The organism is Rummeliibacillus pycnus (genome assembly GCF_002884495.1).
Taxonomy (GTDB): Bacteria; Bacillota; Bacilli; order Bacillales_A; family Planococcaceae; genus Rummeliibacillus; species Rummeliibacillus pycnus.
Map to the genome: position 1 here is coordinate 1796703 of NZ_KZ614145.1, position 26650 is coordinate 1823352.

26 protein-coding genes and 1 riboswitch are annotated in these 26650 nt (G+C 34.2%); of the genes, 5 read left to right on the forward strand and 21 right to left on the reverse strand.

Annotated elements, in window-relative coordinates; translation table 11 throughout:
- Window positions 1-60 precede the first annotated feature (60 nt).
- The 7 genes from rpsA to prsW all read right to left on the reverse strand — a co-directional run bounded on the left by rpsA (window position 61) and on the right by prsW (window position 6454).
- Window positions 61-1221, reverse strand: a complete 1161-nt coding sequence (rpsA, locus tag CEF14_RS08950; RefSeq protein WP_102692527.1) for a 30S ribosomal protein S1 — start codon at window positions 1219-1221, stop codon at window positions 61-63.
- Between the two features lie 81 nt (window positions 1222-1302).
- A complete protein-coding gene (locus tag CEF14_RS08955; RefSeq protein ID WP_102692528.1) occupies window positions 1303-1899 on the reverse strand; it encodes a lysophospholipid acyltransferase family protein in 597 nt (198 codons plus the stop codon).
- A 2-nt stretch (window positions 1900-1901) separates the two neighbouring features.
- Window positions 1902-2576: a (d)CMP kinase gene (gene cmk, locus CEF14_RS08960; RefSeq protein ID WP_102694350.1), complete on the reverse strand. Its 675-nt coding sequence runs from the start codon at window positions 2574-2576 to the stop codon at window positions 1902-1904.
- A 282-nt stretch (window positions 2577-2858) separates the two neighbouring features.
- A complete protein-coding gene (locus tag CEF14_RS08965) occupies window positions 2859-3515 on the reverse strand; it encodes a flagellar brake protein (RefSeq protein WP_102692529.1) in 657 nt (218 codons plus the stop codon).
- 93 nt (window positions 3516-3608) lie between these two features.
- Entirely contained in the window at window positions 3609-4898 is a 1290-nt protein-coding gene (locus CEF14_RS08970) for a PepSY1/2 domain-containing protein (RefSeq protein WP_102692530.1), read from the reverse strand.
- Between the two features lie 12 nt (window positions 4899-4910).
- Window positions 4911-5690 (reverse strand): spore cortex-lytic enzyme, encoded by a 780-nt coding sequence (sleB, locus tag CEF14_RS08975; protein WP_102692531.1) that lies wholly within the window; start codon window positions 5688-5690, stop codon window positions 4911-4913.
- 89 nt (window positions 5691-5779) lie between these two features.
- Window positions 5780-6454: a glutamic-type intramembrane protease PrsW gene (prsW, locus tag CEF14_RS08980; protein WP_102692532.1), complete on the reverse strand. Its 675-nt coding sequence runs from the start codon at window positions 6452-6454 to the stop codon at window positions 5780-5782.
- A 78-nt stretch (window positions 6455-6532) separates the two neighbouring features.
- On the opposite strand from prsW, the gene CEF14_RS08985 reads away from it, so the two are divergent.
- On the forward strand, window positions 6533-7504 hold the full coding sequence (locus CEF14_RS08985) for an asparaginase (protein ID WP_102692533.1): 972 nt from the start codon (window positions 6533-6535) through the stop codon (window positions 7502-7504).
- A gap of 208 nt (window positions 7505-7712) precedes the next feature.
- Here CEF14_RS08985 and CEF14_RS08990 read toward each other — a convergent pair whose 3' ends face one another.
- From CEF14_RS08990 to CEF14_RS09005, 4 genes are all read right to left on the reverse strand, one after another.
- A complete protein-coding gene (locus tag CEF14_RS08990) occupies window positions 7713-8675 on the reverse strand; it encodes a YpdA family putative bacillithiol disulfide reductase (protein ID WP_102692534.1) in 963 nt (320 codons plus the stop codon).
- 133 nt (window positions 8676-8808) lie between these two features.
- The gene (locus CEF14_RS08995) at window positions 8809-9465 is read right to left on the reverse strand and encodes a LysM peptidoglycan-binding domain-containing protein (protein ID WP_102692535.1); all 657 of its coding nucleotides are present in this window, start codon (window positions 9463-9465) and stop codon (window positions 8809-8811) included.
- A gap of 78 nt (window positions 9466-9543) precedes the next feature.
- Window positions 9544-10983, reverse strand: a complete 1440-nt coding sequence (locus CEF14_RS09000) for a RecQ family ATP-dependent DNA helicase (RefSeq protein ID WP_102692536.1) — start codon at window positions 10981-10983, stop codon at window positions 9544-9546.
- Between the two features lies 1 nt (window position 10984).
- Entirely contained in the window at window positions 10985-12022 is a 1038-nt protein-coding gene (locus CEF14_RS09005) for a YpbB family protein (protein WP_102692537.1), read from the reverse strand.
- 103 nt (window positions 12023-12125) lie between these two features.
- Between CEF14_RS09005 and CEF14_RS09010 the strand changes: the two genes are divergently transcribed.
- Window positions 12126-12374 (forward strand): ferredoxin, encoded by a 249-nt coding sequence (locus tag CEF14_RS09010; RefSeq protein ID WP_102692538.1) that lies wholly within the window; start codon window positions 12126-12128, stop codon window positions 12372-12374.
- 140 nt (window positions 12375-12514) lie between these two features.
- Here CEF14_RS09010 and CEF14_RS09015 read toward each other — a convergent pair whose 3' ends face one another.
- Both CEF14_RS09015 and CEF14_RS09020 read right to left on the reverse strand, forming a co-directional pair.
- On the reverse strand, window positions 12515-13177 hold the full coding sequence (locus CEF14_RS09015) for a DUF1129 family protein (RefSeq protein WP_102692539.1): 663 nt from the start codon (window positions 13175-13177) through the stop codon (window positions 12515-12517).
- On the reverse strand, window positions 13177-13503 hold the full coding sequence (locus tag CEF14_RS09020; protein ID WP_102692540.1) for a PadR family transcriptional regulator: 327 nt from the start codon (window positions 13501-13503) through the stop codon (window positions 13177-13179). The genes CEF14_RS09015 and CEF14_RS09020 overlap by 1 nt, the downstream gene beginning before the upstream one ends.
- 219 nt (window positions 13504-13722) lie before the next feature.
- On the opposite strand from CEF14_RS09020, the gene CEF14_RS09025 reads away from it, so the two are divergent.
- Window positions 13723-14505 (forward strand): enoyl-ACP reductase FabI, encoded by a 783-nt coding sequence (locus CEF14_RS09025; protein ID WP_102692541.1) that lies wholly within the window; start codon window positions 13723-13725, stop codon window positions 14503-14505.
- 71 nt (window positions 14506-14576) lie between these two features.
- Here the strand turns inward: CEF14_RS09025 and CEF14_RS09030 are convergent, their stop codons facing one another.
- Complete coding sequence (locus CEF14_RS09030) at window positions 14577-15587, reverse strand: NAD(P)H-dependent flavin oxidoreductase (protein ID WP_245890121.1); 1011 nt, start codon at window positions 15585-15587, stop codon at window positions 14577-14579.
- A 277-nt stretch (window positions 15588-15864) separates the two neighbouring features.
- Window positions 15865-17076, reverse strand: a complete 1212-nt coding sequence (locus CEF14_RS09035; protein WP_245890122.1) for a C40 family peptidase — start codon at window positions 17074-17076, stop codon at window positions 15865-15867.
- Window positions 17077-17333: 257 nt separating this feature from the next.
- Between CEF14_RS09035 and CEF14_RS09040 the strand changes: the two genes are divergently transcribed.
- Both CEF14_RS09040 and CEF14_RS09045 read left to right on the forward strand, forming a co-directional pair.
- Complete coding sequence (locus tag CEF14_RS09040) at window positions 17334-17909, forward strand: metallophosphoesterase family protein (RefSeq protein WP_102692542.1); 576 nt, start codon at window positions 17334-17336, stop codon at window positions 17907-17909.
- Between the two features lie 109 nt (window positions 17910-18018).
- Window positions 18019-18900: a LysR family transcriptional regulator gene (locus CEF14_RS09045; protein WP_102692543.1), complete on the forward strand. Its 882-nt coding sequence runs from the start codon at window positions 18019-18021 to the stop codon at window positions 18898-18900.
- A 91-nt stretch (window positions 18901-18991) separates the two neighbouring features.
- Here CEF14_RS09045 and CEF14_RS09050 read toward each other — a convergent pair whose 3' ends face one another.
- The 6 genes from CEF14_RS09050 to resB form a co-directional block, all read right to left on the reverse strand.
- Window positions 18992-19348, reverse strand: coding sequence for a hypothetical protein (locus CEF14_RS09050; protein ID WP_170061492.1), 357 nt, complete (start codon window positions 19346-19348; stop codon window positions 18992-18994).
- Between the two features lie 309 nt (window positions 19349-19657).
- Complete coding sequence (locus CEF14_RS09055) at window positions 19658-20242, reverse strand: ECF transporter S component (protein ID WP_102692545.1); 585 nt, start codon at window positions 20240-20242, stop codon at window positions 19658-19660.
- A 165-nt stretch (window positions 20243-20407) separates the two neighbouring features.
- Window positions 20408-20546: riboswitch (FMN riboswitch) on the reverse strand.
- Between the two features lie 634 nt (window positions 20547-21180).
- Window positions 21181-22962, reverse strand: coding sequence for an ATP-binding protein (locus tag CEF14_RS09060; protein WP_102692546.1), 1782 nt, complete (start codon window positions 22960-22962; stop codon window positions 21181-21183).
- The gene (locus tag CEF14_RS09065; RefSeq protein ID WP_102692547.1) at window positions 22955-23671 is read right to left on the reverse strand and encodes a response regulator transcription factor; all 717 of its coding nucleotides are present in this window, start codon (window positions 23669-23671) and stop codon (window positions 22955-22957) included. The genes CEF14_RS09060 and CEF14_RS09065 overlap by 8 nt, the downstream gene beginning before the upstream one ends.
- Window positions 23672-23783: 112 nt before the next feature.
- Window positions 23784-24971, reverse strand: a complete 1188-nt coding sequence (ccsB, locus tag CEF14_RS09070; RefSeq protein ID WP_102692548.1) for a c-type cytochrome biogenesis protein CcsB — start codon at window positions 24969-24971, stop codon at window positions 23784-23786.
- The gene (resB, locus tag CEF14_RS09075; RefSeq protein ID WP_102692549.1) at window positions 24968-26644 is read right to left on the reverse strand and encodes a cytochrome c biogenesis protein ResB; all 1677 of its coding nucleotides are present in this window, start codon (window positions 26642-26644) and stop codon (window positions 24968-24970) included. Before resB ends, ccsB begins: the two co-directional genes overlap by 4 nt.
- Between the last annotated feature and the right edge of the window lie 6 nt (window positions 26645-26650).

Genomic DNA, 26650 nt, shown 5'->3' on the forward strand with positions numbered 1-26650 from the left:
AGCGTACAGCAAAACCTTACTTAAGGAAATATCATATTCAAAAGTTTTACTATCTAATTGTTATTTATTGAAGTTTTTAAGCTTATCGCCTATTACATCACCTAAAGAGAAACCTGTAGTTTCTTCAGGAAATTCGAACTCTTCCACTTCTGGTTCGTTCTTATTTTCCAATAATTCTTTGATGCTAAGTGATAAACGCTTTTCATCTTTGTTGACAGCCAGTACTTTGACTTGAACTTCTTGGCCTTCTTTAAGAACCTCATGCGGCGTTGAAATATGATTATGCGATATTTGAGAAATATGCACAAGACCTTCTACACCTGGGAAAACTTCTACAAATGCACCGAATGTAACTAGTCTTTTTACTGTACCTGTTAATACTGCGCCTACTGGAGCATTTTCCTCAACATGAGACCATGGGCCTTCTAAAGTTTCTTTGATAGATAAAGAGATACGTTCTTGTTCAGGATCAACAGAGATTACTTTTACTTTTACTTTTTGCCCTTCTGAAAGAACTTTTGAAACATCATCGATATGTTCATGTGAAACTTGGGAAATATGCACAAGGCCATCAACACCACCTAAATCAACAAATGCACCAAACGATGCTAGACGTTGAACAGTACCTTCAATAATATCACCTACATGAATATTATTGATAACTTCCCCTTTTTTCTCTGCTTTTTGCGCTTCAAGAACAGCACGATGTGAGAGGATTAGGCGATTTTTTTCTTGATCCATTTCAACAATTTTATAAGTCAAAGTTTTCCCTTTATAATCATCAAATGATTCAACGAAATGATCTTCAACTAATGAAGCTGGTACAAAACCTCTAACGCCTAAATCAACTACTAAGCCGCCTTTTACTACATCCTTTACTTCTGCTTCAATGACTTCTCCATTTTGGAATTTTTCAGTCAAAACTTTCCAAGCGTGTTTTGCGTCCACTTGACGTTTAGAAAGTACATATTGTCCTGGTTTTTTATCATCAGGTTGTTCAATTTTCGTCACTAATAATTCTAATTCATCATTTACGGAGACAGCGTCAGAAGCTTTATCCACGTGTAAGCTTGAAAGCTCACTTATTGGTACTACGCCATCAAAAGGTGCACCAGCGATTGTTACGATTGCAACTTTTTCTTCCACTTTTTCAACTTTTCCTGTAACAATATCGCCTTCTCGGATTTCTTTTACTTCATTTAAGTTCATTTCTTCAGACATATGTAATCCTCCTTCACAATGTTCACTCTCTATTTTATTAGAATTTGCTAGTAAAAACAAAAATTAACCCTTTAAATGCGATTATTTTTTATTTTCCGGATGATGTTGATTCAATAATGCTTGAATATGTGTCATGATAACTTCTGTTACCTCTTCCGCCTTGGCTCCACTTTCGCGGTATGGTTCAATATCTATTGGCTCTCCAAATACAACTTTTAGTTTTCTAAATGGTTTATATGGACCAATGATAGCACATGGTACAACATTGGCATTCCCACGTAATGCAAAAAAGCCTGCACCTGAAAAACCTTTACCAAGTTTGCCAGTTTTATTTCGCGTTCCCTCTGGAAAAAGACCAACAACTTGACCTTCTTTTAATGTTTTTATTGCGACTCTTAGCGCTTGACGGTCACTTAATCCCCTTTTCACAGGAAATGCATGAACCTTTGGTAAAATATTTTTTAAAATAGGTACTTCAAAAAGTTCTTCTTTAGCCATAAAGTTTACAGGTCTTGGAGAACAGATACCTACAATCGGTGGATCTAAATTATCTATATGATTCGAGCATAATAGAATGCCACCCTCTTTAGGGAAATTTTCAATACCTACAATATCCAAGCGATATATTGGTTTCAGCACAGTAAAAACAACAGACTTAGCAAATTGATAGAAGTCCATATTTATGCCATCCTTTCACTCACTAATTTTAAAATTGCATCCGCTGCTTGTTGAATTGTTAAATTGGTAGTATCTAAGAAAATTGCATCTGGTGCTTGAGTAAGTGGTGAAGCTTCACGTTCGCTATCTATTTTGTCTCTTAATGCGATTTCCTCTTTTAATTTTTCAATTGAAGATTCTATACCACGCTGCTTGTTATCTTCAAAACGACGTCGTGCACGTTCTGCTACTGTTGCTGACATATAAATTTTCAATTCAGCATTTGGTAAAACGGCTGTTGCAATATCTCTTCCATCCATAACAACTCCACCAAGTTCAGCCATTTCACGTTGACGTTCTACCATAATTTCACGCATTGATGCATGACATGCTACCCTTGAAACATTACTTGTAACCTCATTGGAACGGATTTCTTTTGAAACATTTTGTCCATCAAGGAACACAAGTTGTCCCTGTTCAGATGGTTTTAATTCAATAGACGTTTCTTTTAATAATTTTGTTACACTTTCTGCATTCTCTAAATCTATATGTTCTTTCAATGCTTTTAATGTAAGTGCACGATACATTGCACCAGTATCAATGTAAGTGTAGCTAAGTTTCTCTGCTACAATTTTAGCTATAGTACTTTTTCCAGCCCCTGCAGGACCATCAATAGCAATTTGAATATTCTTTTTCACGGTTTCAACCCCTTCTTTCCGTAATATTGTAACATAGAAAAGTGGAACACGCCCGTTTTGCTTTGAGGTCAAATGTTCCTCCGACAAAGGGGCGCTTTTTGCCCCGCCCGAGGAGGGTTATCTGACCCGAAAAGCTGGCGTGTGGAACTAGACAAATAGAAAAGTGGGACACGCCCGTCTAGCTTTTTCGGTCAACTATTCTTTATATATTGTCGGTGTTTACACCACAAATCTGAATGTTATCTCATAACCCACTTATGAAAAAAAGCCCTCTAATGAGGACTAAAAAGCAATTTCTTTTTTTCGAATTTGTAATTGTCTTTCAAAGCAAAAGCGGGTAATATTTTGACGATCAATATCATCTGTATTGGTAAATTGCAACGGTGCAATTATTGTATTGTCCCTTTCAATAAAACGAACAACTCGTGCAGAAGTTTGAACATACTTAATACCATCATTTGAATTAGTAAATGGTAAAACGATTGTCAGTTGTAATTCATCATTCTCTTTAAATGGTACAGGTTGATTAATAATAATTGCTAATCCACCAGCACTTATATCTTCTGTTACGAATTGATAAAATTGATGTTTATATTCTACTGCAACATCAACAGGTGTAAGAACCCTTACAAATTCACGTCTTTGAATTTTAATAATTTCATCATCAGATGGAAAAGAAAGCATAATCATAGGAATGTTAGCTTTGACTCTTCCTAATACTTGTGTTTTAAAAGCATGAGCAACTTTCGACTCATCTACAAAAGATGCTCTATATTGACTTCCTTCAAGAAGAAATGATGTTTTATTGGTTTTTACACTGATTGGATAGTCAATATAGATTATATGGTTTTTTTGCTCAACAATTTTGCAACGAAAACGGTCTGAAGCTTCTGATGAAATTGATTCTAAAATAATATTTGTGCCTATTTTCAATTCCATGGTAATCTCCCTTTATGCTTCTTAGGTTGTATTTTTATTATGCCATGGAATAGCCAATTTAGCTATATAAAATCAAAATATAGGTAAATGACTTTAGGTGAGTTTTTCATTTTTAATAACTTCCCCAGTTTCTGTATCTACTAGAACTTTATAAGTATGTGGAATTGGAGATGAATCCATTCGAACCGTTAATTCATAACATAATCTTTCGACATAATCTTTATCTTCTGTGTAAGCTAATTCTTCATTAACGACTTTTGCTTCCTTATTGAAGAATTTATCCCAATTTATTTTCTTCATTAATTGCGGTTTGAGTTGTTCCTTTTGTATATATTCAATTCCATTTAAACCAACTACTTCACCATTATCTTTTGCAATTTTCACTTGGACTCCATCTGCATATACTTTTGCTTTTGTCTTTTCGTCTACTCTTGCATAAGTTATATGCCAAACATCGCTGTTTTCTCTTGCATCTGTTTCTATAACATCTTTATAACCTAATTCTTTTAATCGTCGATCCGATGATTGTTTTAATTGATCTAAAGACAAGGCCTTCGTATCAAATGGTCTTTCCACAATATATGAAAGTAGATGTCCTCCTTTTAAAGTAATATCCGCATATCCAGTTCTTTCACCTTTATGAAAAACGATATGATAGAATGGATAAGGTGCACCCTTCTTACTTTGGTTTACTGATAAAGTTGCATCTTTAAGTTCAGGGAACATTACATTAAAACGATCAATTGCTCCCTCTTTAGTAATTGGGGTATCTTTAAGGTCTTTTAATTCTCTCTTTTTTTCATAGTCTGCTTCACTTGCTGTTAGGGGAAAATCACTTTCGGTATAAGTTTTTACCGACTGAGATAATTTCTTAAATCCAGATGTATCGTCTTTAGTAGTTTGTTCTTCTAACCAATTCTTATAGTTATTATCTGCTTGTAAAATATGTGCAGTTGCAATTTGCCAATCAGATGAAAAATTCGTCAAGTTATTTGCTACTTGCTTTGCGTTATCATGCCATTTTGAAGCACTTTCTTGAGAGGTCATGGTCATTTTGGCATTATTCCCCAATCTCCCCAAATAGTTCATCCATTGTGTTGTAAATTCACGATCTAAAGGTAAATCTGCAATAGAATATCGAATGTCAGAAGATAATCTCCAAATATCCTGCAATGAATGTTGAAAAGCAGTTGGGTCTTTAAAAAGTAATGACTGTTGTACTGCTTGTTGCAATTCGTTTAGTTGTGTAGAGGCATCAGCCATCTTACCGGTATATTCTCCATGTAATAGATACTTTAGTTCATTGTTTTCACGATGAGATGCAATGCTAAATATTAGGCAAGCAACGAAAGCGTAAGTTAATAAGAATATTGTTTTTTTCATCTCTATCCTCCTTTATATACAGAAAATATGCTCACCTATTTGTGTAATTTGTTTTCTTGTCCAAATCCATGAACTAGTAGCTGTTTTGGGATTGAAATAATATAATGCATGTTGTGATGGATCCCAACCATTCATCGCATCAATAACTGCCTCCATCGCTTGTTTATTTGGAGTCAACCAAATTTGTCCATCCGCAACTGCTGTAAAGGCTCTCGGCTGGAATATAATTCCTGAAATTGTATTTGGAAAATCTGGACTATCCAATCTATTTAAAATAACTGCAGCAACTGCTACTTGACCTTCATAGGGTTCCCCCCGTGCTTCTCCATAAACAGCGTTAGCCATTAATTGTAAATCCTGGTCAGTAAATTGACTAGGAATTTGCATGTTTGTACCTTTTCCAGGTCCTTTAGATGATTGTTTGTTTAAATCTTCTCCACCATAATAAGTAAATTTATTTCCTTTGTTGATTTGATCCATTACATAAGTTTTATCGTATTGTGAAACGGAAGCAAGTTTATTTTTTGTAGTCGCACCAGCCATACCGTCAACAGGTATTCCATATCGCTCCTGAAAATTTCTTAACGCCCAATATGTTCCGTAACCAAATTTCCCATCAATTGTACCGTTGTAATAACCTATATATTGTAACCTCGCTTGCAATTCGATCACATCATCGCCAAATGCACCTCTTGAAATTACTTGGTCCGAAAAAGCATTACTATTCTGAGGAACTATACTTATTAGGAAAAAGCTAAGAGTTAATACGAGTGGTATTTTATAGCGTCTCATTTCATATCTCCTTTTTCCTTAGGATGGTTTAATCCGTTTTTTTTATACAAAAAAACTGAGAGTAATTTTTCACTCTCAGTTCATACTATTTATATCTTTTTTTCTGCAAATAGCATTTGTACTAAATGTTGATGTGCTCTTTTTACTTTACGTAATGCAAACCACCATAAAAAAAGCATGAATGGAATCATTATATATGTCCATTTTCCTTCAATTGTAAAAATGAAATTATAAATTATATGCAAAATCAGTGGTGCAAAAAGAGCTAGCATACAACATTGTATTGATAGGTCCTTTTTGGAGAATTTTGCTTTTCCTAAATAATATCCCATTACTACGCCAAATAAAGCATGACTCGAAACGGGCATTAAAGCTCTCATAAATGCCGTATTAACACCAAATGATAACATATATAAGATATTTTCAACGGTTGCAAATCCTAAAGAAATACTAACTCCGTATAAAACACCGTCGTATGGATCATCAAACTCAATATGATGATAAATAGCGATCATTAAAATAAACCATTTAAAAAATTCTTCCACTACTCCTGAAAACAATACATCTTGAAAAATTATATTTGGGAAAATTTGTTCCTCATTAATAATATACTGCAAGAATAAAATGGGAAACGTTAATATTGCACCGTATAAAAATGTGTGGAACAATGTTCTTCTAGGCTCCGTTGCCATTTGATTTCTTAGATAGAAAAAGCTAAAGAGAGCTAGAGCGGGAGCAATGGATACTGATAAGAGTACAAACATTTAGTAGCCCCTTTCATTCCATCTTCTTTTATTATACCATTCTATATGATAGATAAAGATAAATAGGGAGGATTTGTAATGAAAAAAACGATTTTACTTGTGCATACTGGTGGTACTATTTCAATGCATGTCAGTCATGAATCAGGAGCTGTTGTACCAGATTCAACAAATCCTTTAATGAAAGAAAGCAAGAAATTAGAAAAAATTGCACATATTATAGAGCTAGAAGCATTTAATTTACCATCACCTCATATGACGCCTCATAAAATGCTAGAGTTGCGAGACTTGATTTTGAATACTTTAACTACAAATAAAATCGATGGTGTTGTTATTACACACGGTACTGATACTTTAGAGGAAACTGCATATTTTCTTGAATTAACAACAAATTTAGAGATTCCCATTGTACTAACAGGTGCAATGCGTTCTTCAAATGAATTAGGCGCTGATGGTATATACAATTTAGTAGAAGCTGTTCGTGTAGCTTCTTCTGAAGATGCAAAAAATAAAGGGGTACTTGTTGTAATGAATGATGAACTTCATTCTGCAGTGAATGTCACTAAAACATCAACAAGCTCTGTTGCAACATTTCAATCACCTCAATATGGACCACTTGGACTTGTTACAAAGACGATGATTCATTTTCATCAAACTCCATTGAAAAGGGAATATGTAGAAGTTTCAAATCTAGATAAAAAAGTTGCTTTATTTAAAGTATATGCTGGTATGGATGCAGATTTATTACGATCAGCAATTGATTATCAATATGACGGTGTAGTTTTAGAAGGCCTTGGACAAGGGAATGTTCCTCCAGCTGTTATACCAACGATAGAAGAATTACTACAACGTCAAATTCCTGTAGTACTTGTATCCCGTTGTTTTAATGGAATTGCACAAGGAGTATATGGTTACGAAGGTGGTGGCAAGATGTTAGAAGATATGGGTGTCATTTTTGCAACTGGATTAAGTGGTCAAAAGGCTAGATTAAAGTTATTAATCGGACTTAACCAAGTTCATAATCCAATAGATATGAAGAATTTTTTTATCTAAACTTTTCAATATTTCGACCATAAAGCCAAGAAAAATACAAAAGCAAGACGATTTCATTTTGAAACGCCTTGCTTTTTTGATATTCCTTTAATTCCTCTATAGATGAATGTTTCATGAAACTGAATGCACAGCCTTGCTCACTCTAAGATTGCTATCCATCCTTAATATTCGGTTTCTGTATATAACATTAATAGAATCTGACAGAACTTTATTGTTTTGATTGAATGCATTTAGCAATTAAATCACCATGGAATCGCCCGTTTTCTATAAAGATTTCATTGGCATTATTCCCTGCTGCAATGACACCTGCAATAAATAGACCTGGTACATTTGTTTCCATCGTTTCAGGATTAAATGTAGGACGTCCAGTTTCTTGATCTTCTGCAACACCCATATTTTGGATAAATGTATGATCTGGATGATAGCCTGTCATAGCAAATACAAAATCATTTTTCACAGTAATTTCTTGTCCCTCTTGAATCAAAATCACTTCATTTTCTTTAATTTCTTTAACATTCGTATTGAACATCATATTTATTTTACCATCTCTTGCAAGTGCAGCAAAATCAGGTAATACCCATGGTTTAATACTTTCAGAATATTCTGTTCCCCGATAAACAACCGTCACACGAGCTCCAGCTTTATGTAGAGCGAGTCCGGCATCAATTGCAGAATTTTTACCACCAATTATCAGAACATCTGTATCAAAATAAGGATGACCTTCTTTGAAGTAATGGTTCACTTTCGGTAACTCTTCCCCCGGGATATTCATATAATTTGGATGATCATAATAACCTGTTGCGATAATTACATACGGTGTTTCATAATCTTCCTTATCTGTTTTGACAATAAATTTACCATTTTGAGAGGTTACAGTGTCTACTTTTTCAAAACGATGAATAGTAATATTTTTTCGCTTGACTACTTCACGATAATAGACAAGTGCTTGGTTTCGCTTTGGTTTTTGTTGTTCAATAATAAATGGCACATCACCTATGGCTAATTTTTCACTAGAACTAAAAAAAGTTTGATGTGTAGGATAGTTATAAATTGCGTTAACGATGTTTCCTTTTTCAATTACAATTGGATTTAGGCCAATTTCTTGCAATGAGATGGCTGCTGCTAAGCCGCAAGGACCACCACCGACAATAATTGCATCTTCTTGAAGCATAAAACTGTCACTCCTTATAAAATAAACATCTCAATTTGTAAATTATTGATGTCGAATTATCATAATTTTATATTATACGCTTACGAACAATAAAAAAACAGGCATGTGTTCTATTTCACATACCTGTAAAGACTTATTGTTCAGGAATAGCAATCGTAGTGCCCGGCGGAATACTATCACCAGCAATACCATTTGCCTCCTTAATAATAGCAATACCAGCATTACTACCATAGAACTGAATTGCAATACTTTCAATGGTTTCGCCTGGTTTCACATTATAAAGACGTCCTGCCGCTTTCGCTTCGTTATAGATTTGTTGCTGCTTTTTCTTTGCTTTAGCTGCTTCTTTCGCAGCTTTTGCAGCCTTTTGTTGTGCTACTTTTTCTTCCGCAGCTTTCTTCTCAGCAGCTATTTTCTCTGCCTTTTCTTTTTTTGCTTTTTCTTGAGCCGTTAATTTCTTTTCTTCATTACTTGAAGTTTTTAATGTTTTGTTTGAAAGATTATCTTCGTTTGTTTCTATTTGAACTCCACCATGATCAATCTCCGTTTTTTCACTATTTTTATTAGCAAAATAACTGTAGTATACTAGCATTGACACTGGAATTAAGATAAAAATAAAAGCTAAAACTGTTAGTAATTTATTATTGCGATTATTTTTCTTGTTTTTCTTATTCTGATTGCCATGAAGTTGTCTTCTAGTCATTCTCGAAGGGTTTTTCTCATGTTCAGGCTCAATATTAATAGCTTGTCGATGTTCCTCAATTTTCTCACGATAATTTTCTTGAGGCATCAAGATCCCCCCATTTTGATATCTACACTATTATTATGACGAATTACTAGTAAAATGTAAATGCACGTTCAGTTACAACTATGGAAGTATTGAATAAAGTCTTTCTTCCCAACTGTATAGTTCCTTACGCTCACTCGCTAAAGATCTTTTTTCAATAATATCGTCATATTTTATCCCACAATAATGACAGCAATTCATCGGCTTTTGTTCCAGCTTTTGATCAAAATATGCAACCAATTTTTCTCGCATACAATGTTCCCCTTTTACAAAAGCTGCTACTTGAAAAATTTGTTCTATTTTTTGTTGCTTTAAACTTTCTAATTTTTGTGCTACTTCTTCTGCAGGTAATTGTTCCATCCAATAAGAAAGTACACGGAATCCCGTTTCGTTTATCTGCTGTAAATCAAGCATCTTTTTGGGGTTCTCTCCACTTCTAACATACTCTTTGAAGAGTTCGACATGAAACAACTCTGGCAAATCTTCTGTTACTACATATTTGGTATAATCCTCATCTCTTGGGGTATACACTAAAATTGCTAATGCATCTTTACCATCACGTCCAGCTCTTCCAACTTCTTGCATATAGTTAGCCATTGTAGCGGGTATATGATCGTGAAGTACTTGACGGATATTTTCTTTATGTACCCCCATACCAAAAGCCGTTGTCGCACAAACCCATTCCAATTCACCTGATAAAAACTGTTGCTGTATAAATTGACGATCTTCTGGCCCCATTCCTGCATGATATGCTGCAGCTCGTATACAATTGCTATTTAAAACTTCTGCAAAGGCTTCTGTTTTTTTCCTTGATTGCGAATAAATAATGCCAGGTCCCTCTGTTTGCTTAATATGATTAATAATCCAATCAAATTTTTCTTCGACAGATTGTGTTTTTACTACATCATAATGAAGATTTTCTCTTTCCACAGAATGAATATATTCAAACGAATTAGTCATATTTAGATATGTTTTTATATCATTGACTACTGTTTTGGTTGCAGTTGCACTTAATGCTAATATAGGTGGCCGTTGTTGTCTTGGAATCCATTCCGTAATTTTTAAATAGTCTGGTCGAAAATCAAATCCCCATTGTGAGATGCAATGTGCTTCATCTACAACAATTAGGGAAAATCTTAGATTTTGAAAAACAGTTTGAATCATCTTCGACGCAATCATCTCAGGCGATGTGAAGATAAACCGATAATTACTTAGGTTTTGCAAAGCGACTTTTTTCTCAGTACCATGCAAAAAAGAATTCAAAGCAATCACTCTTTTTTCTCCAAACCTTTTTAGCTGTTCTACTTGGTCCTGCATGAGAGAAAGTAATGGTGAAATAATTAATACAGGGCCATTTAAAATATAGCCCGGAAGTTGATAACAAAGCGATTTACCCATTCCTGTTGGAAGTAGAGCGACAACATCTTTACCTGCGATGATGGCCTCAATCACTTCTTTCTGCCCTGGTCGAAATGTTGTATAGCCAAAGTGTTGTTGCAATAATTGCTCTAACTCTACCATTTTATATTCCTCCTTTTGCCGCTATCACTAAACGAATTTGAAAATAAGACAAATGTGGAAGTTGTTCTCTAATAATCTTAAGTCTTTTACTACCGCTTTCTTTGAGTACTTGTATGACTCTTAGAATATCTTCTTCGTGTATAAATTGTAACAGTGGGAAATGAGGATTCGTCATAGCCATTTCAACAAAATGATCTTCAATCGTACTGATTTTTAAATGTCTCATAAAAGAAATTTGCTCCAATGAATAACCTCTTTCATATAATTCTGCAGTTTTCTTAGTAGAATCTGTTAGTAAAATTTCTATTCGAACATTCTCAGTTAGTTGGTCTAGTAAAGGAAATTGTTCTCTAGCAGCTGAAATGAAGTCAAGCCAAGAATGTAAAAATTCAACTAACATCAATTGTACATCTAATTCTGAACAATCGAATTCACTTGCAAGCTGTTGCCAAGTCCAACCTGTAAGCTTATATCCTGTCAGACGTAACATCATTATTTGTTTTGATTGCTCTGCTATTTCTAATTGTTTCAAAGATATTTCGATCTCATCTCGTAATTGTATTCTTAATGCTGAATTTTTATAGGAATGAAGCTTTAAAAACTGTTTCACCCAAATTTGGATTTCATCCTCTTTTTGTATGGGTATGAAACGCCAATCTTCTACATAAATATGAGATAATGTTTGAACGATTAAAGATAAACGTTTAAAGAAAATATGCTCATTCCCTCTATAAAACCAACCATTAAAATGAAAAGTTGTTGCTTTTTCTAAAATATCTTCTCCTCTATTTGTTAGTTGTAACATATGCTTTTCATCATAAAAAACCCAGCCATTTTCAACTAATTGATTAAAAGCTTCATCAAAAATTTTTTTCGAAAGTTTTGGGATAACACAAAAGTATGGATGTAATCCAAATGTTCCTACGTCTTGAATGGTTTGACCTGATCGCTTCCCCCGCAGTAAATGATATGCTGCTGATTCAGAACGTTGACCATTAAACTTTTGAAAAATATGTAACAATAACTGTTGTAAATACATCTATATTCCTCCGATAAAAAGTAATTTAGGTTGAAATGTGAGGAAAAGCGTTTTAGAATGAAAAAGAAGCTATTGGGATTGATAGTAAAAGGAGAGAAGTAGAATGGCGAAATTTACCATTGTCGATAAAGATACTTGTATCGCATGTGGGGCATGTGGGGCTGCGGCACCTGATATCTATGATTATGATGATGAAGGTATTGCCTTCGTTATTTTAGATGATAACATGGGGACTGTTGAAGTTCCAGAAGATTTAATGGAAGACATGGAAGATGCTTTTGAAGGTTGCCCAACTGACTCTATTAAAGTTGCAGATGAAGCTTTTGATGGTGATCCATTAAAATACGAGTAGTCTTCAATAGACTAGATAAAGTATTCATCAAAAGTGTATGGGAAAGATTGCTTTTCCCGTACACTTTATATTTTTTAAAAATCAATCTTTTTACCACTTTTATATAGAATCTAAACAGATTTTAAAAACAAATAAACTTTTTAAGTAGTTACTATACGATGGCGTTTCATCATATAGCTTAGTAGTAATAACATACACCCTATGCCCAATTGGGTATACCAAGTAATTGAAAAAGTTGGGCCTAATTCTTTCGATAAAGAAAGTACGCCAATAATAACTCCTATAAATATGACAAAACCAAAGGTTACTTTCCAGATACCTTTTGTATTACTATCTTCAAATGCTGATTTTTTTAACACATATAGTATTAAGAAAATCATTGCAATTCCACCGATAATTACTGTTCCTAATAATATAAGTACAGAATAAAGATACATAGTATCTTGTTTGATAAATAATTTACCTAAAGCACTAGTAGTGATAAAAAACCCCAATAAGTTCCCCAATAACTCTATTCCAAATTTCCATATACTATTCTTCTTTTCTTTTGGCAATGCATCTACAATTTCTTGAGCATAAGCCTTTGGATTTGTTCCAAATACTTCTTTTGCAGTTTTCCCTTCACATTGAGCTAACAACAAATGATCCAACATCTCCATTAAAACTTCTTCACTTTGTCTTTCTGATAGAAGTAAATGTGAGCGAATAAATACCAGTAATTGATCATAATACTTCTCATTTTCTTCCGTTAATCGATTCCGCTTTTCATTGTTATCTTGAATTAGTTTTTGTACAGCAATCATTATTTCTCCCCCTTCATCAATTTTCCAACAGCTTCAGAAATGCCTAGCCACTCATTACGAATTTCAAGCAAAGCAGTTTCTCCGTTTTTAGTAAGTTGATAATATTTCCTATTTGGTCCAGCTTCTGACGGACGCATTTCTCCATGGATCCAACCATTTTTTTGCAAACGTAATAGTACTGGATAAATAGTACCTTCGCTCACATCTGCTAATCCAATTTCTTGTAGTTTTTTGGATAATTCATAGCCGTAAACTGTCTCATGTTCAATAACAGCCAATACACATCCATCTAAAATTCCTTTTAATATCTGTGATCTTACAGACATTCAAATTCACTCCTTCGCTACTTTGTTAAACAAGATAGTAAATAAATAATTGAGCTACCTTGCAAAACAAAATAGCTTATTTATATACTATCAATTGAGTCATCTTAAGGTCAACTATTATGTTAAACAAGATAGTGGAATTTCTTTATTGCAATCTCCTTCTGTATAAGGTACTATTTTAGTATCAGGTACTAATAGTAACTATTACAGGAGGCTATTATGGATAATTTATTACAATTAAAAGATAAAAATATCGTGGTAATGGGCGTTGCAAACGATCGTAGCATTGCTTGGGGGATTGCAAAAGCATTATTAGCTGTTGGCGCTAACGTTATTTTTACATATCGTAAAGAACGTTCTTTAATGAAACTAGAAAAACAACTCGCTAAATATGAAGATTTGCAACCACTTGTGGTGCAATGTGATGTAAATAGTGATGAAAGCATTCAGCATGCATTCCAAGAAATTGGTGAAAAAGTTGGGACAGTTCACGGGATTGTTCATTCAGTTGCATTTGCACATGCAGAAGATTTAAAAAATCGTTTCATTGAAACATCTCGTGAAGGTTACGCATTTGCACAAGACACTAGTGCTTATTCATTAATTGCCGTTGCGAACGCAGCAAGACCATATATGACTGAAGGCGGTTCAATCGTTACAATGTCTTATTTAGGTGCTGAACGCGTTCTAGAAGGTTATAATGTTATGGGTGTTGCAAAGGCCGCTTTAGAGGCTTCTGTACGATACTTAGCCTCAGATGTTGGTGCTGATGGCATCCGTGTAAATGCTATTTCTGCAGGTGCGATTAAAACACTTGCTGCAAAAGGTGTACCTTCATTCAATCAAATTTTAAACAAAATGGAAGAAACAGCACCACTTAAACGCAATGTTACACCTGAAGAAGTTGCTAATATGACTGTTGTGATGCTAAGCCAATTATCAAGCGGTGTTACTGGAGAAGTAATTTACGTAGATGGCGGTTACAATATCATGGGCGTTTAAGCTTATACTATAAAAATTACTATAAAAAAGGAAAGACAAAATACGTAATTTGTCTTTCCTTTTTATTTTGCTTAATTGGTTAAGCGCGTAACAATTTCTTGTACATTCCCAGCTTCAACTAAATGTAAATTTCGCCCTGCCCACATCGCCATTAAGCTAGAGATTCCGAATTCTTGTGCTCTTTTACGAATACTCATTGTTAAGTCATTTTGATATGGATAAGGTGCAATCGTATTGTCTTCCATAAAAACCATAAAATCATTTTCTATACCTCTTGCTAATTTTCCTGAAAAGACTTTTGTTAAAGCAGTAACATCTTCCTCTGCATTTAAAATTTGTTTTTTATGAATTTCCGGAGCACCACTTTCTTCACTAACAATAAAAGCTGTTCCAATCTGAACTGCTTCTGCACCTGATTCAAGTGCTTCTTGAACTTGTTTCTTAGTAGCAATCCCCCCTGCAGCAATAACAGGAATTTTCACTTTCCCATTAACACCTTCGAGTAGTTCGTGTAAAGTTACCAATTCCACAGGCTCAGTAAATGAACCACGATGCCCCCCTGCTTCTTCTCCTTGTATTACAACTGCATCTAAACCACAATCTTGTACTAATAGTGCTTCTTCAACTGTTGTAGCTGTTCCAATTGTATAAATTCTATGTTCTTTTAGTTTTTTCATAATCTCTTGACTAGGTATCCCGAAAGTGAAAGAACATACTTTTACATCTTCTTCAATGATGACATCTATTTGTGCATCAAATTCAGAAGTTGACAAAATGGCCCCTTCATCTGCAATCATTAATTTCTTTCGATATGGTTTCAATGCATTATAAGCTTCTTCTAGTACTTCTTTTGTAGCTTCAACATCATTTGGGACAAATAAATTTACAGCAAATGGTTTAGTTGTTTCCTTTTTCACTTCTTTAATAAAAGCTCTCGTAACTTCAGCGCTTAAATAACCTGCACCGATCGAACCTAAAATGCCCGCATTGGCACTTGCTACAACCATTTCAGGTGTTGTAACACCAGCCATCGGTGCCTGTATAATTGGAAATTTCATTTTTAATTGTTCCATTAATGTCATCTGAATCCCCCTAAATTTTTTGTAATAAACTCTACTTTCTATTTTGATTCATGTTCTGTCGCGTTCTACTTCTTGTGTTCCGTTAAAATAGATCCTTACCCAAAACTTTACTATAATTAACAAAAAATTCAAGTGATTAGATTAAAAATAGAAACTTAAATAGATGTTAGAAAGGTTCTGAATTTAAAATAGATTTTCATTTTGAAGTAGACTCATATCTATTAACAATGAAAAAAGCCTTCTAAGATGAAGGCTTTTTGATTAAAGTATTATATTACTAGTTGACACCAGAAATTCTGCCGTAACCAACTAAGTATTTATTCCACCAGTCGAGTGATTCTACAACAACACCGTTATTTTGTGCATCTAGCATTCTTCCACCACCTAGATAGATCCCTACATGGGCTACACCAGAACCATAACTAAAGAATACTAAATCTCCCGCTTTCGCTTCACTTGCACTTACTTTTGTTGTTGCCAAATATTGTTGCGCAGCTGTACGTGGCAATGATACGCCTGCTTGTTTAAATGACCATTGTGTTAAACCAGAGCAGTCAAATCCAGTTGTTGGATTACTACCTCCCCAAACGTATGCACGTCCTAGATATTTACTTGCTTCGGCAATTGCAGCTTTTGCAGAGCCTGATCCCGAAACGCTAGGTGCTTTTTGATCGCTATCTGTTACCTTCGCTCCATTTGTACCATTGCCAGCATTGCCTGCATCGCCAACACTATTGGTATGTATTGAATTAGTGGTTTTAGAAGCTTCTTCTGCTTTTTTAGCTTCTACAAACTGTTTTTCTTGTAAGGCTTTTAGGCGTCTTGCTTCTTCTTCACGTTTCTTACGTTCTTTTTCTAGCTTTTCTTGTTGTTTTTTTGTAGCAATTTGTTCTTTTAATTTTAAAGATTTTGCTTTATTTTCAGCTTTTTTGGTTTCTAAATGATTTTCTTCATCTTGCATATCTTGGAATTGCTTTTGTAGTTTCGCTTGCTTTTCTTGTAAGGCTTGTTTTTCTTCTGCTAATTTTGCTTTATCTGCCTTGTCTTCATCTCTTAACTCTTGGTCTGCATCTAAAACAGTTTTAACAGCAATTACGCGACCAATACTGTCTGAAACATTATCTCCACCTAAAAAAGCATCAAGATAAGTATTTAATGTACTATCTTGTCCTTGGTATGCCTTTAAACGATTATTAATAATAACTGAACGTTCTTGAATCTTTTTCTCAGTTTCTTTTATATCTTTATTGGTAGCATCAATTTCTTTTACTGTTTTTTCATATTCTTGTTGCTTTTTGTCGAGTTTTTTTTGTAATTTATTAATTTCCTTATTTAACTCTTTAATTTTTTTATCTATTTCTGCTTTTTTTTGAATCATTTGAGCAGATGTTTTCGCATCTACTTGAATAGGTTGGGTAGTATACATGACACCACAAGTTAGTGCTAGAGTAATAATTGCACTACGACCCCATTTTGTGCGTATTTTCAATCTAATTCAACTCATTTCTATTAATTTTTTCTATGTACGTTTTTTATATTCTACTTTATAATAGCATGAATCATATATTTGTATAGTCTTTTTCTCCTGTTTTAACAGAAGCGTAACTGCTGTTACATTTTTGTCATAATAAAACATTATTATTTTTTATTCTGCAAAATATTACGTTTCCATCCAGTCAAAATCATTTCGAATAGCTATTTTTTATGATAAACTCGAACATATATTTTTAAGAAAGGACTGTTCTTATGCAATATGCTATCCTGGGAGACCTTCATTCAAATGTATCGGATACAAAAGCCGTACTTGCAGATATTCATGCTAATGCTGAAAATGCTGCAATTATAGGGCTGGGCGATTTATATGAATGTAAGATTGGGAAAAAGAAAGCTAAGGACATTTTTGGTCTTACTTTAGATGAAGCAGCTGTACTTTCAGATGAATTTACACAACTATTACAATTTCCATCAGTTCGAGGAAATCAAGAAGAAAGAATTATGAAAGTAACTGGCTTAAATACTTTTTTAACATTACCAGAATCACTAGAAATTGAAGGAGCAGAAATTATCCATGGTCATCAATTTAAGTGGTCTACTGATTGGAAACCTTTTTTGGAGCAAATTGAAGCACCTATAGTGTTCTTTGGACATAGTCATGATGCTGCACTATATAGAAAAGGAGAAAAAAAGGAATTTCAATATGGACAACCAATACATTTGAAAAAGAAAAAATATGGAGTTAATGTTGGATCAGTTATTGAAAACCGTGAATGGTGTTTATATGATTCAGATGCACGAACAGTTACATTTATGAAAGCACAATGATGAACACAGAGGGGTAATCCCTCAGTGTTTTTTATTGACTTCACACGGGCTGTTCTTTAAGATTGGAACAAAATGAGGTAAAAAGCATGATTGAAGGAGAGAATAATAAATGGAATGGCAACAGCTAGAATACTTTCAAGTACTAGCGAAAATTCAACATATGACAAAGGCAGCTGAGCAATTGTCTATTTCCCAACCAGCACTTAGTCGCTCTATTGCTCGATTAGAAGACGAGTTAGGTGTCCCTTTATTTGAGAGACAAGGAAGATCTATTATATTAAATCGTTATGGAGAAATATTCGTAAAGCGTGTTCATAACATTATGCGAGAATATCAGGATGGTCTTCATGAAATCCAAGAAATCGTTGACCCAAATCATGGCGAAGTTTCACTCGGCTTTTTACATACTCTGGGAACAAATGTCGTGCCAGACTTAATCATGCAATTCAGAAAGCAGCACCATGATATACATTTTACTTTAAAACAAAATCACACACATCTTCAGCTTAAACAATTGCAGTCAGGGGAGCTTGACTTATGCTTACTTGCCGAAATGGAAACAGAAAAGCCCATTCAATGGACAGAACTTTGGCGTGAAGAATTATTTGCTATTTTACCTATATGGCACCCCTTAGCCACACGAAGAACGATAACCATGAAAGAATTAGCGAACGAACCATTTATTTTATTAAAAAAAGGGTATGCTTTGAGAATTCAATTAGATAGTTTTTTCAATAAAGTACACTTCGAACCAAAGATTACCTTTGAAGGTGACGAAGTAGCAACAGTTGCGGGATTTGTTGCAGCAGGATTAGGCGTATCCATTTTGCCTGATGGAGAAGAAATTAATCCAAAACGTATTGCTAAAATACACATAAGTGATTTTAAACTAGAACGTATAATCGGAATGGCATGGTCTGAAGGTCGTTTCCTCTCTCCAGCAACAAGACAGTTCCAACAATTCATTCTTGATCATTTTAAAAATAATTAAAGAAAATAATCCTCTTCCAACATTTCTAGGAAGAGGATTATTTTCTACACCTTCTTACACCACTTCAGACTTATTAAATAACTCAACGTGGTTACTCTATCGTTAATAAAACATATTCACCATCAAAATTAGCTAACCATTCAATACAATCAAATTCTTCAATATCGAAGTCATTTGTAAATTTATCTCCACCATAACCATCTTTACCTTCAAAATAAAAAATTCCAGCAATACCACTTATCTTCTTTTCTACATGAGGTAATTTAATAGTTGCTGTTATTTCTTTACCATCAAATGAAGTTAATAGTTTAGCTAGCGGCTCATCATCTATTAATAATAAACTTGGACCTTTCATTTCTTGTAAGCTCAAAGTACCTTGTATAATCATTACGCCTAATCCTTTCTTCTCATGCATTAGCCACTTTAAAACACTAAATCTTATTTGCATTTACTAAATTGAAAATCATATGTTATTACATAAAATTTCTAACAAATTATATCTAATATACAAAACCCTTGTTTTGTTCACTATACATATCGGTAACTTTCCGCCCGTTAATTGTTTGATTTATTAATTACTTTTTACTTTTCCCGGGAAATAAATAGAACTTTTTTGAACTATTCGGATTCTCTTTTATTATCCTATTACTTTGATAAAAAAATGTACATTACTAAAGTAATTGCTTAGTAATGTACATTTAACTATATGAACAATGTATTTTTGTTATTAGAATAAAAGCTTTAGTCAACTATTATTTTATTCATTGATAAATTGTTTGCGTTGTTTTATAAGCCAATTTTTTAAACTTGAGAATAGTAATAGCATAATTGCAGTTACGATCATTCCTTTTATAATATTAAAAGGTAGAACAAAAGTGACAATTGTTTTTGTTAAAGCAGCACCTGTTTCTGTTGGAACATTCAAGAAGTAATTGTACATCGGCATAAACAAGTAATAATTTAATACACTCATTCCTATTGCCATTGTTAACGTTCCCATTACTAAACCAGTTGTTAAACCTTTTGCAGTTGATAAACGTTTATATACGAAATATACAGGCATGATAAAAAGAATACTTGTTGTAAAGTTTGCAATTTGACCAACTGGAACTCCGGTTGGACTACCTACATAGAACCAATTTAAAATGTTTTTTATAAATTCAACAACGATCGCAGCTATAGGTCCCATTGTAATTGCTGCTATAAGGGCTGGAACATCACTAAAGTCAACCTCTAAATAGCTTGGAAATGCAGGTAATGGGAAATTAAAAATCATTAGAACAAATGAAATACTACTTAACATCCCAATTGAAACCATCTTTTGCAATTTTGTGTTCTTCATTGTTTTCTCTCCTTTTGTCGATTCACTTCAAAAAGAGGAAAGGTCCGGAAACTAAGATATGCAATAAAAAACCCCTAAGCTATAGCGGCTTAAGGGAGATCTAGGCATAGTCAAATAAGCGTCTATTTAACGATTATTAAAAATATAGTAAACAGACAACCGTACCTTCACCTTCTCCCATCCAGACTATACTGTCGGCCTTGGAATCTCACCAAATCCTGCCTTACGGCTCGCGGGCTTAAGAGTCTTACATTTTTTCTCTAATACCGCCGGTCGGGAATCTCACCCTGCCCCGAAGATGAATCAATATATTTTTTTATACAATGTAACTATATATAAAATAGAAGACTTTGTAAAGTTTTCTGCCTATTTTACAGAATTTTTTAGTATTTATATAAATGAATCAATTTTATAAAACAGTATTCTGTTAATAAATACGAACAATTCAGACCAACAAAGCATCTAATATTCATAGTTGACAATTCCGCTCCAGGCGGCGCTTTCCACGGGCTTGACTTCAATCTCCTCGGGTCAACACGATGTTGATCACAAAGCCGTTGCCACAGGACTTGGCGTTCTTAGGCTTTGTTCCTTAATGACGTTCCTGCGGGGCTTTCAGTTCAAGCTATTCCCGTAGGAGTCGCCGTCTTCCGCTCCATATTGAACAAAAGTATAAACATTAAATGTTCGGAATTTTAATATTAATTTTGCACTATGAAATTGACTCAAATATAGTATACTTTTATATTTATATAAATTAAACAGAGAAAGAGTGGCCTTGTCATTCATTATCCACTTTGTTGAAGTCTGGTACGTTGAGCTTTGACAAAGTGCTTCTTTATTACTGTAAAATCAGAAATGTATACTATTAATTTCAATGACAATGGGGCCGTCCACTAATTGGACAGCCCCACCTCCTTTTAACCCATAAAGCTCGCTTAGTGTAATTCAAGCGGCAAGTAAAAAATAAAGTTTGTCCCTACATCTACTTCGCTTTCTGCTTTAATACGACCTTTATGTGCTTCTACAATATTCTTAGCAATTGCAAGTCCAAGACCAGTACCACCTTTACCTCTTGTTCTTGCTTTATCTGCTTTATAGAAACGTTCAAAAACATACTCTAAATCTTCTTTTGGAATACCTGCACCGTTGTCTTTAACTTGAATCCGTGCATATGAAACTTGTTGATCCACTATTACTTTTACATTACCATTTTGCCGAGTGTGACGAATTGCGTTATCAATCAAATTGGTTAAAACTTGTTCAATTCTGTCTTCATCTATATTAATTCGCATTGATTCATCGAAAGCAGAGGAATAGGTTAACTCAATATTTTTTTCTTTTGCAGCCTGCACAAATTTTTGGGTAATTCGTTCAAATACTGGCGTTATAGGTACTAGTTCTTTATATAAAGTAATATTACCAGACTCCATACGAGCAAGATCCAATAAATCCGTTACAAGTCGTCCCATTCGTTGGGATTCGTCATAAATAATTCGTATCATTTCATTACGCTCTTCTTCACTTGATACGACATCATCTATTATAGCTTCACTGTACCCTTGTAACATCGCTATAGGAGTTCGCAATTCATGTGATACATTAGCGATAAAATCTGATCGAAGCTTATCTAAGCGATGTTCTTCTGTTTTATCTCTCAACACAGCAACAGCTCCCCTTACGGAATCTCCACTGTAGAGAGGACTAATCGAAATCAAGAAATACGTATTGTCCAATTCTAGTTCCTCTCGTAATTCTTCTTCCAGATCAATCACATGCTCTAGCATATGGAAAATTTCTAAAGGAATTGGGTGCTCACTATCAGAGCCTTTATTGATAAACCATTTTTGCAATAATAACTCTGCTGGTGGATTACTTAATATGATTGTGCGATCACTGTTGAATGTTATGACAGCGTCTGTCATAGACGTTAGAATACTTGAAAGTTGTTCTTTTTCTTGATTTATAACTTCCATATGATGCTTTAGTTGACGTCCCATTTGATTAAACGCAGTACCTAATTGACCTATTTCATCATTCTGCAAAACAGGAACTTTTTTATCGAAATTTCCTTTCGCTAGCTCGAAAGCTGCTTCTCGCATTTTACGTAATGGAGATGTAATTCGAGTTGATAAGAAAAATGCAAAGAAAGTCGTTAAGATAAAAGCAATCGCTGCAGCAAGAAAGACGATTCTTGTTGTTTCTTTTGTTGTACGATGTATTGCATCAGGACTTTGATATATAAATACAACCCCGTGATTCATTTTTTGAGCATTTAGCGGAAATGCCATTACGATATAGGATTCTACATGATCCTTTTCAGTTGATGATGGTAGCATCATTTCTTTGACAACTGGCTTATTTGATTTGAAAACTGGATTAAATGATTTTTCACCTATAATTTTATCTTTGATCTTATCTTGGTTTAGACCTTCTTGAAGTGAAAATGCTAATTTTCCAGTTTTATCAACGATTACTGCATTCGTTTCATCACTCAAAATATCACTAATTATGGATTTAGTAGATGCTATTGATTCACGATCATCTACAATTCTTGCAATTGTAGTAGCTTCTTGGCGAAGTAATGCTTCGGATTGTTGAGCATGGTATTTAGATAGAAATTCTAGCATTAATACTGTAAAAACAAATAATACAAATGAAACGAGAAGCAATATGGTTACCCAAAGCTTCCCGACAACACTGTTCCATATTCTAGTCATTGACTACCTCAAATTTATAACCAACGCCCCATACTGTTACAATCATTTTCGCCGCATTTTCAGATACTCGATTTAGTTTTTCTCTTAATCGTTTTACGTGCGTATCAACAGTACGTAAATCACCGAAGAAGTCGTAATGCCATACTTCTTTTAATAATTGCTCGCGATCAAATACTTTATCCGGTGCTTTTGCTAAGAAATATAGTAATTCATATTCTTTTGGCGTTAAATTCACTTCTATTCCATCAGCAGAAACACGATGTGCATCGTGATCAATCGTTAAATGCGGGAATACCACTAAATCTTTAGACGATGATGAAACGGAAATTGGTGAGAATGCAGCCGAACGACGTAATATAGCTTTTACTCTTAATACTACTTCTCTTGGGCTAAATGGTTTAACGATATAATCATCAGCACCCATTTCAAAACCTTGAACTCTATTTGCTTCTTCACCCTTTGCCGTTAATAAAATAATAGGTGTTGTTTTTTTGTCGCGAATCTCTTCACAAACTTCTAATCCATCTTTTTCAGGCATCATGATATCTAGCAGAATACAGTGGTAATCATTAGCTAGAGCCTTTTCTACTGCTTGTTCCCCATTCTCTGCTTCTTCTACTTCATAGCCTTCTCTTTCTAAATACATTTTTAATAAACGGCGAATGCGATCTTCGTCATCTACCACTAAAATCGAAATTTGTTCAGTCACAATATATGCCTCCCAGTATTCTATATATTTATTGTACAATCAGTAATAAAAAATGAAAAGAAAAGAAAAGTCTTTCCCTCATATTAAGGAAAAGACTTTTATTGTTAATACGTTATCCTGCATATGAGTGTAAACCAGCGATGATTAAATTAACTGCTACTAGGTTGAACATAATAATGACAAAACCAATTACAGCAAGCCATGCAGATTTTTCTCCTTGCCATCCTTTTGAAAAACGTAAGTGAAGAAAAGCAGCATAAAACAACCAAGTAATTAAAGCCCAGACTTCTTTTGGATCCCAACCCCAGAATCGTGACCATGCTTCTTGTGCCCATATCATAGCAAAAATTAGTGCACCTAATGTAAATACAGGAAATCCAATTAACACCGAACGATAACCAATTTCGTCTAACAATTGAGAATTTGCACGTTTTGCGAGTGGTTGCAACATTCGCGAAATTGGTTTACGCAAGATTATGCGAAGTAAACCATATAAAATTGTTCCAACTATAATAGACCAGACTACAGTGGTTAATTTTTTGGCATTAACAACTGCAGGCATTTCTGCTAATGGTTCCATTTTATCAGGTGACTTAAGTTCATATTTATGCATTCCAAATAATGCAGGGTTGTTATAGACAATTTCTTGTTGAGCTCCATTCTTGTCAACATAAGTGAAGTTTGCTTTATATCCTAATAGATTGAATGTTGACGATACAATTACAAAACCAAGGACTAAGACTGCTGCATACATAACTATTTCTAACCAGATACTACTCTTTGTACGTTTCGTAGTATCTACATTTTTCATCAAATAAATTAATCCCGCAACTGCACTTATTGCTAAAATTGATTCACCAATTGCTGCTGTAATAACATGGATATACAGCCAGTAACTTTTAAGTGCTGGAATTAATGGACTAACTTCACGCGGGAACATACTAGCATAAGCAATAATTAAAATAGCGATTGGTAATGCAAATAAGCCAAGAGCAGATACTCTGTAAATAAAGTAAATTAAGATAAATGCGCCAACAACGAACATACCAAATGCTGTAGTGAACTCGAACATATTACTTACTGGTGCATGACCAGCATAAATCCATCGAGTTACGAAATAACCAAGGTTTGCTATAAAACCAATGATTGTAATGGTAATCGCAATTTTACCCCATCTTTTATTTGAAACAGATGCATCTTGTTGTGCTCCTTTTACTGCGCCTCCAAAAAATAGGGTAGCAACTAAATACGCGATAAATGCAAAAAATAGTAAAGAACTACTTATATTAATTAAACTCATATAGTATATTCACCATCCTTTTCTTTCTCATGGTCTTCTTTTTGAGGATCTTGATCTTGTTGATCAACCCAAGCAGGTAAGTGAGCAAATTCAGTTACTGCATCTAAATCCTTTTTCATGCTAAACCAGTTCTTGTTGGTATGTGCAGCCAACAAAAGTCGTCCGTCTTTTGTTTTTTGAAGCCACAAACGGCGATGGCTCCAATAAGATCCCATTACTACACCAATCATAAATACAATACCACCAAGTGCCAAAATAGGAAGCGTTTTATCTTTACGTATAGTTAATCCAGATACATTACGAGTTTCAATACTTCCAAACTTCATTTTATATTTTGTTGTTCCAAGTGGTTCTAAAGTTTGTCTAATGGCAACAAAACTTGTTTCTCCTTTTGGTGTTTCGGGTGTGTACATTTTAAAAATAAATGCCGGATTATTTGGTATTGGTGAATCGGATTGTGGCTCACCATTATCAAAACCCGAAAATGTTGGATAGTAGCCTTTTAGTTCCACTTTTGTTTGATTGTCTAGATGATATACCTTTTTTGGGTTAGCTAGGTCAATCTTGACTTCACCTAGAGATTCCCCTGTTTTTTTATTGATTAAGTTAAAATTCATTGCTTTCAGCTCATTTAATCTGAAATCCATTTGGTAAAGTGCATACCCATCATATTTCAATGGTTCATTTACCTTAATTGAGTAGTTTTCTATTTTTTCTAAATTTTTTGTATCTCCGGCTATACTTGCATCTTTTGATTTGTATAAAATAACATCCGTTTGATAATTTTTAGCGATCGAATTGACCGCAGCCCTCGATTGGTTGAATTCTTTTGATTGCTCATTTTTTTTGTATGTTTCGAAGGTGAATTTATTACTATGTAGGTAATAACCTTCCATACCGGGAATTGATTCTGTTTCACCTTCACGAATCCATAAAGATTCATCGATATAAAAACCTGGCATTAAGCGCAACATAACACCAAAGAGGAAAATAATTAAACCTATGTGATTGATATATGGCCCTGAACGAGCAAAGCGCCCTTTTTCTGCAAGAAGGACTCCATCTTCTCTACGAACTTTGTATCTTAGTTCTTTCATTTTCTTTTCAGCTAAATCCAATGATTCATCTGCTTGTTGTGAAGTCATAATTTGTTGCCCATAAATTCGTTGACGTTTCATAAAACTTTCATGCCGCTTTACACGTTGGTTTTTTAACGATTTATAAAGTGGGATACCACGGTCTAGACTCGCTACGATAATCGAAATAGCAAGTAAACCAATTAATGTTTGGAACCACCATGAGCTATATATATCGGATAACCCTAAATTGTAATAGATTTTGCCGAACGTACCATAGTTGTCGATGTATGCTTGTTTTACATCTTCACCTTGCATGACATTTACATAAACAACTTGAGGTAAAAATGTACCAATAGCTGCTGCTACTAAAGTAATCACTATTAATGCAACACCGATTTTTACACTAGAGAAGAAGTTCCAAATCTTATCAATCATTGTCTTATTATATGTTTTTGAACGGATCGCCCTTCCTTCATATCTCATATCAACGATCTTTTGATTTTTTTCTTCCTCAGTAAGAGGTCGTCCACATTTTTCACATAGATGAGTACCTTCGGGATTTGCATGACCACATTCACAAGTAATATTTTTCATCCTTTA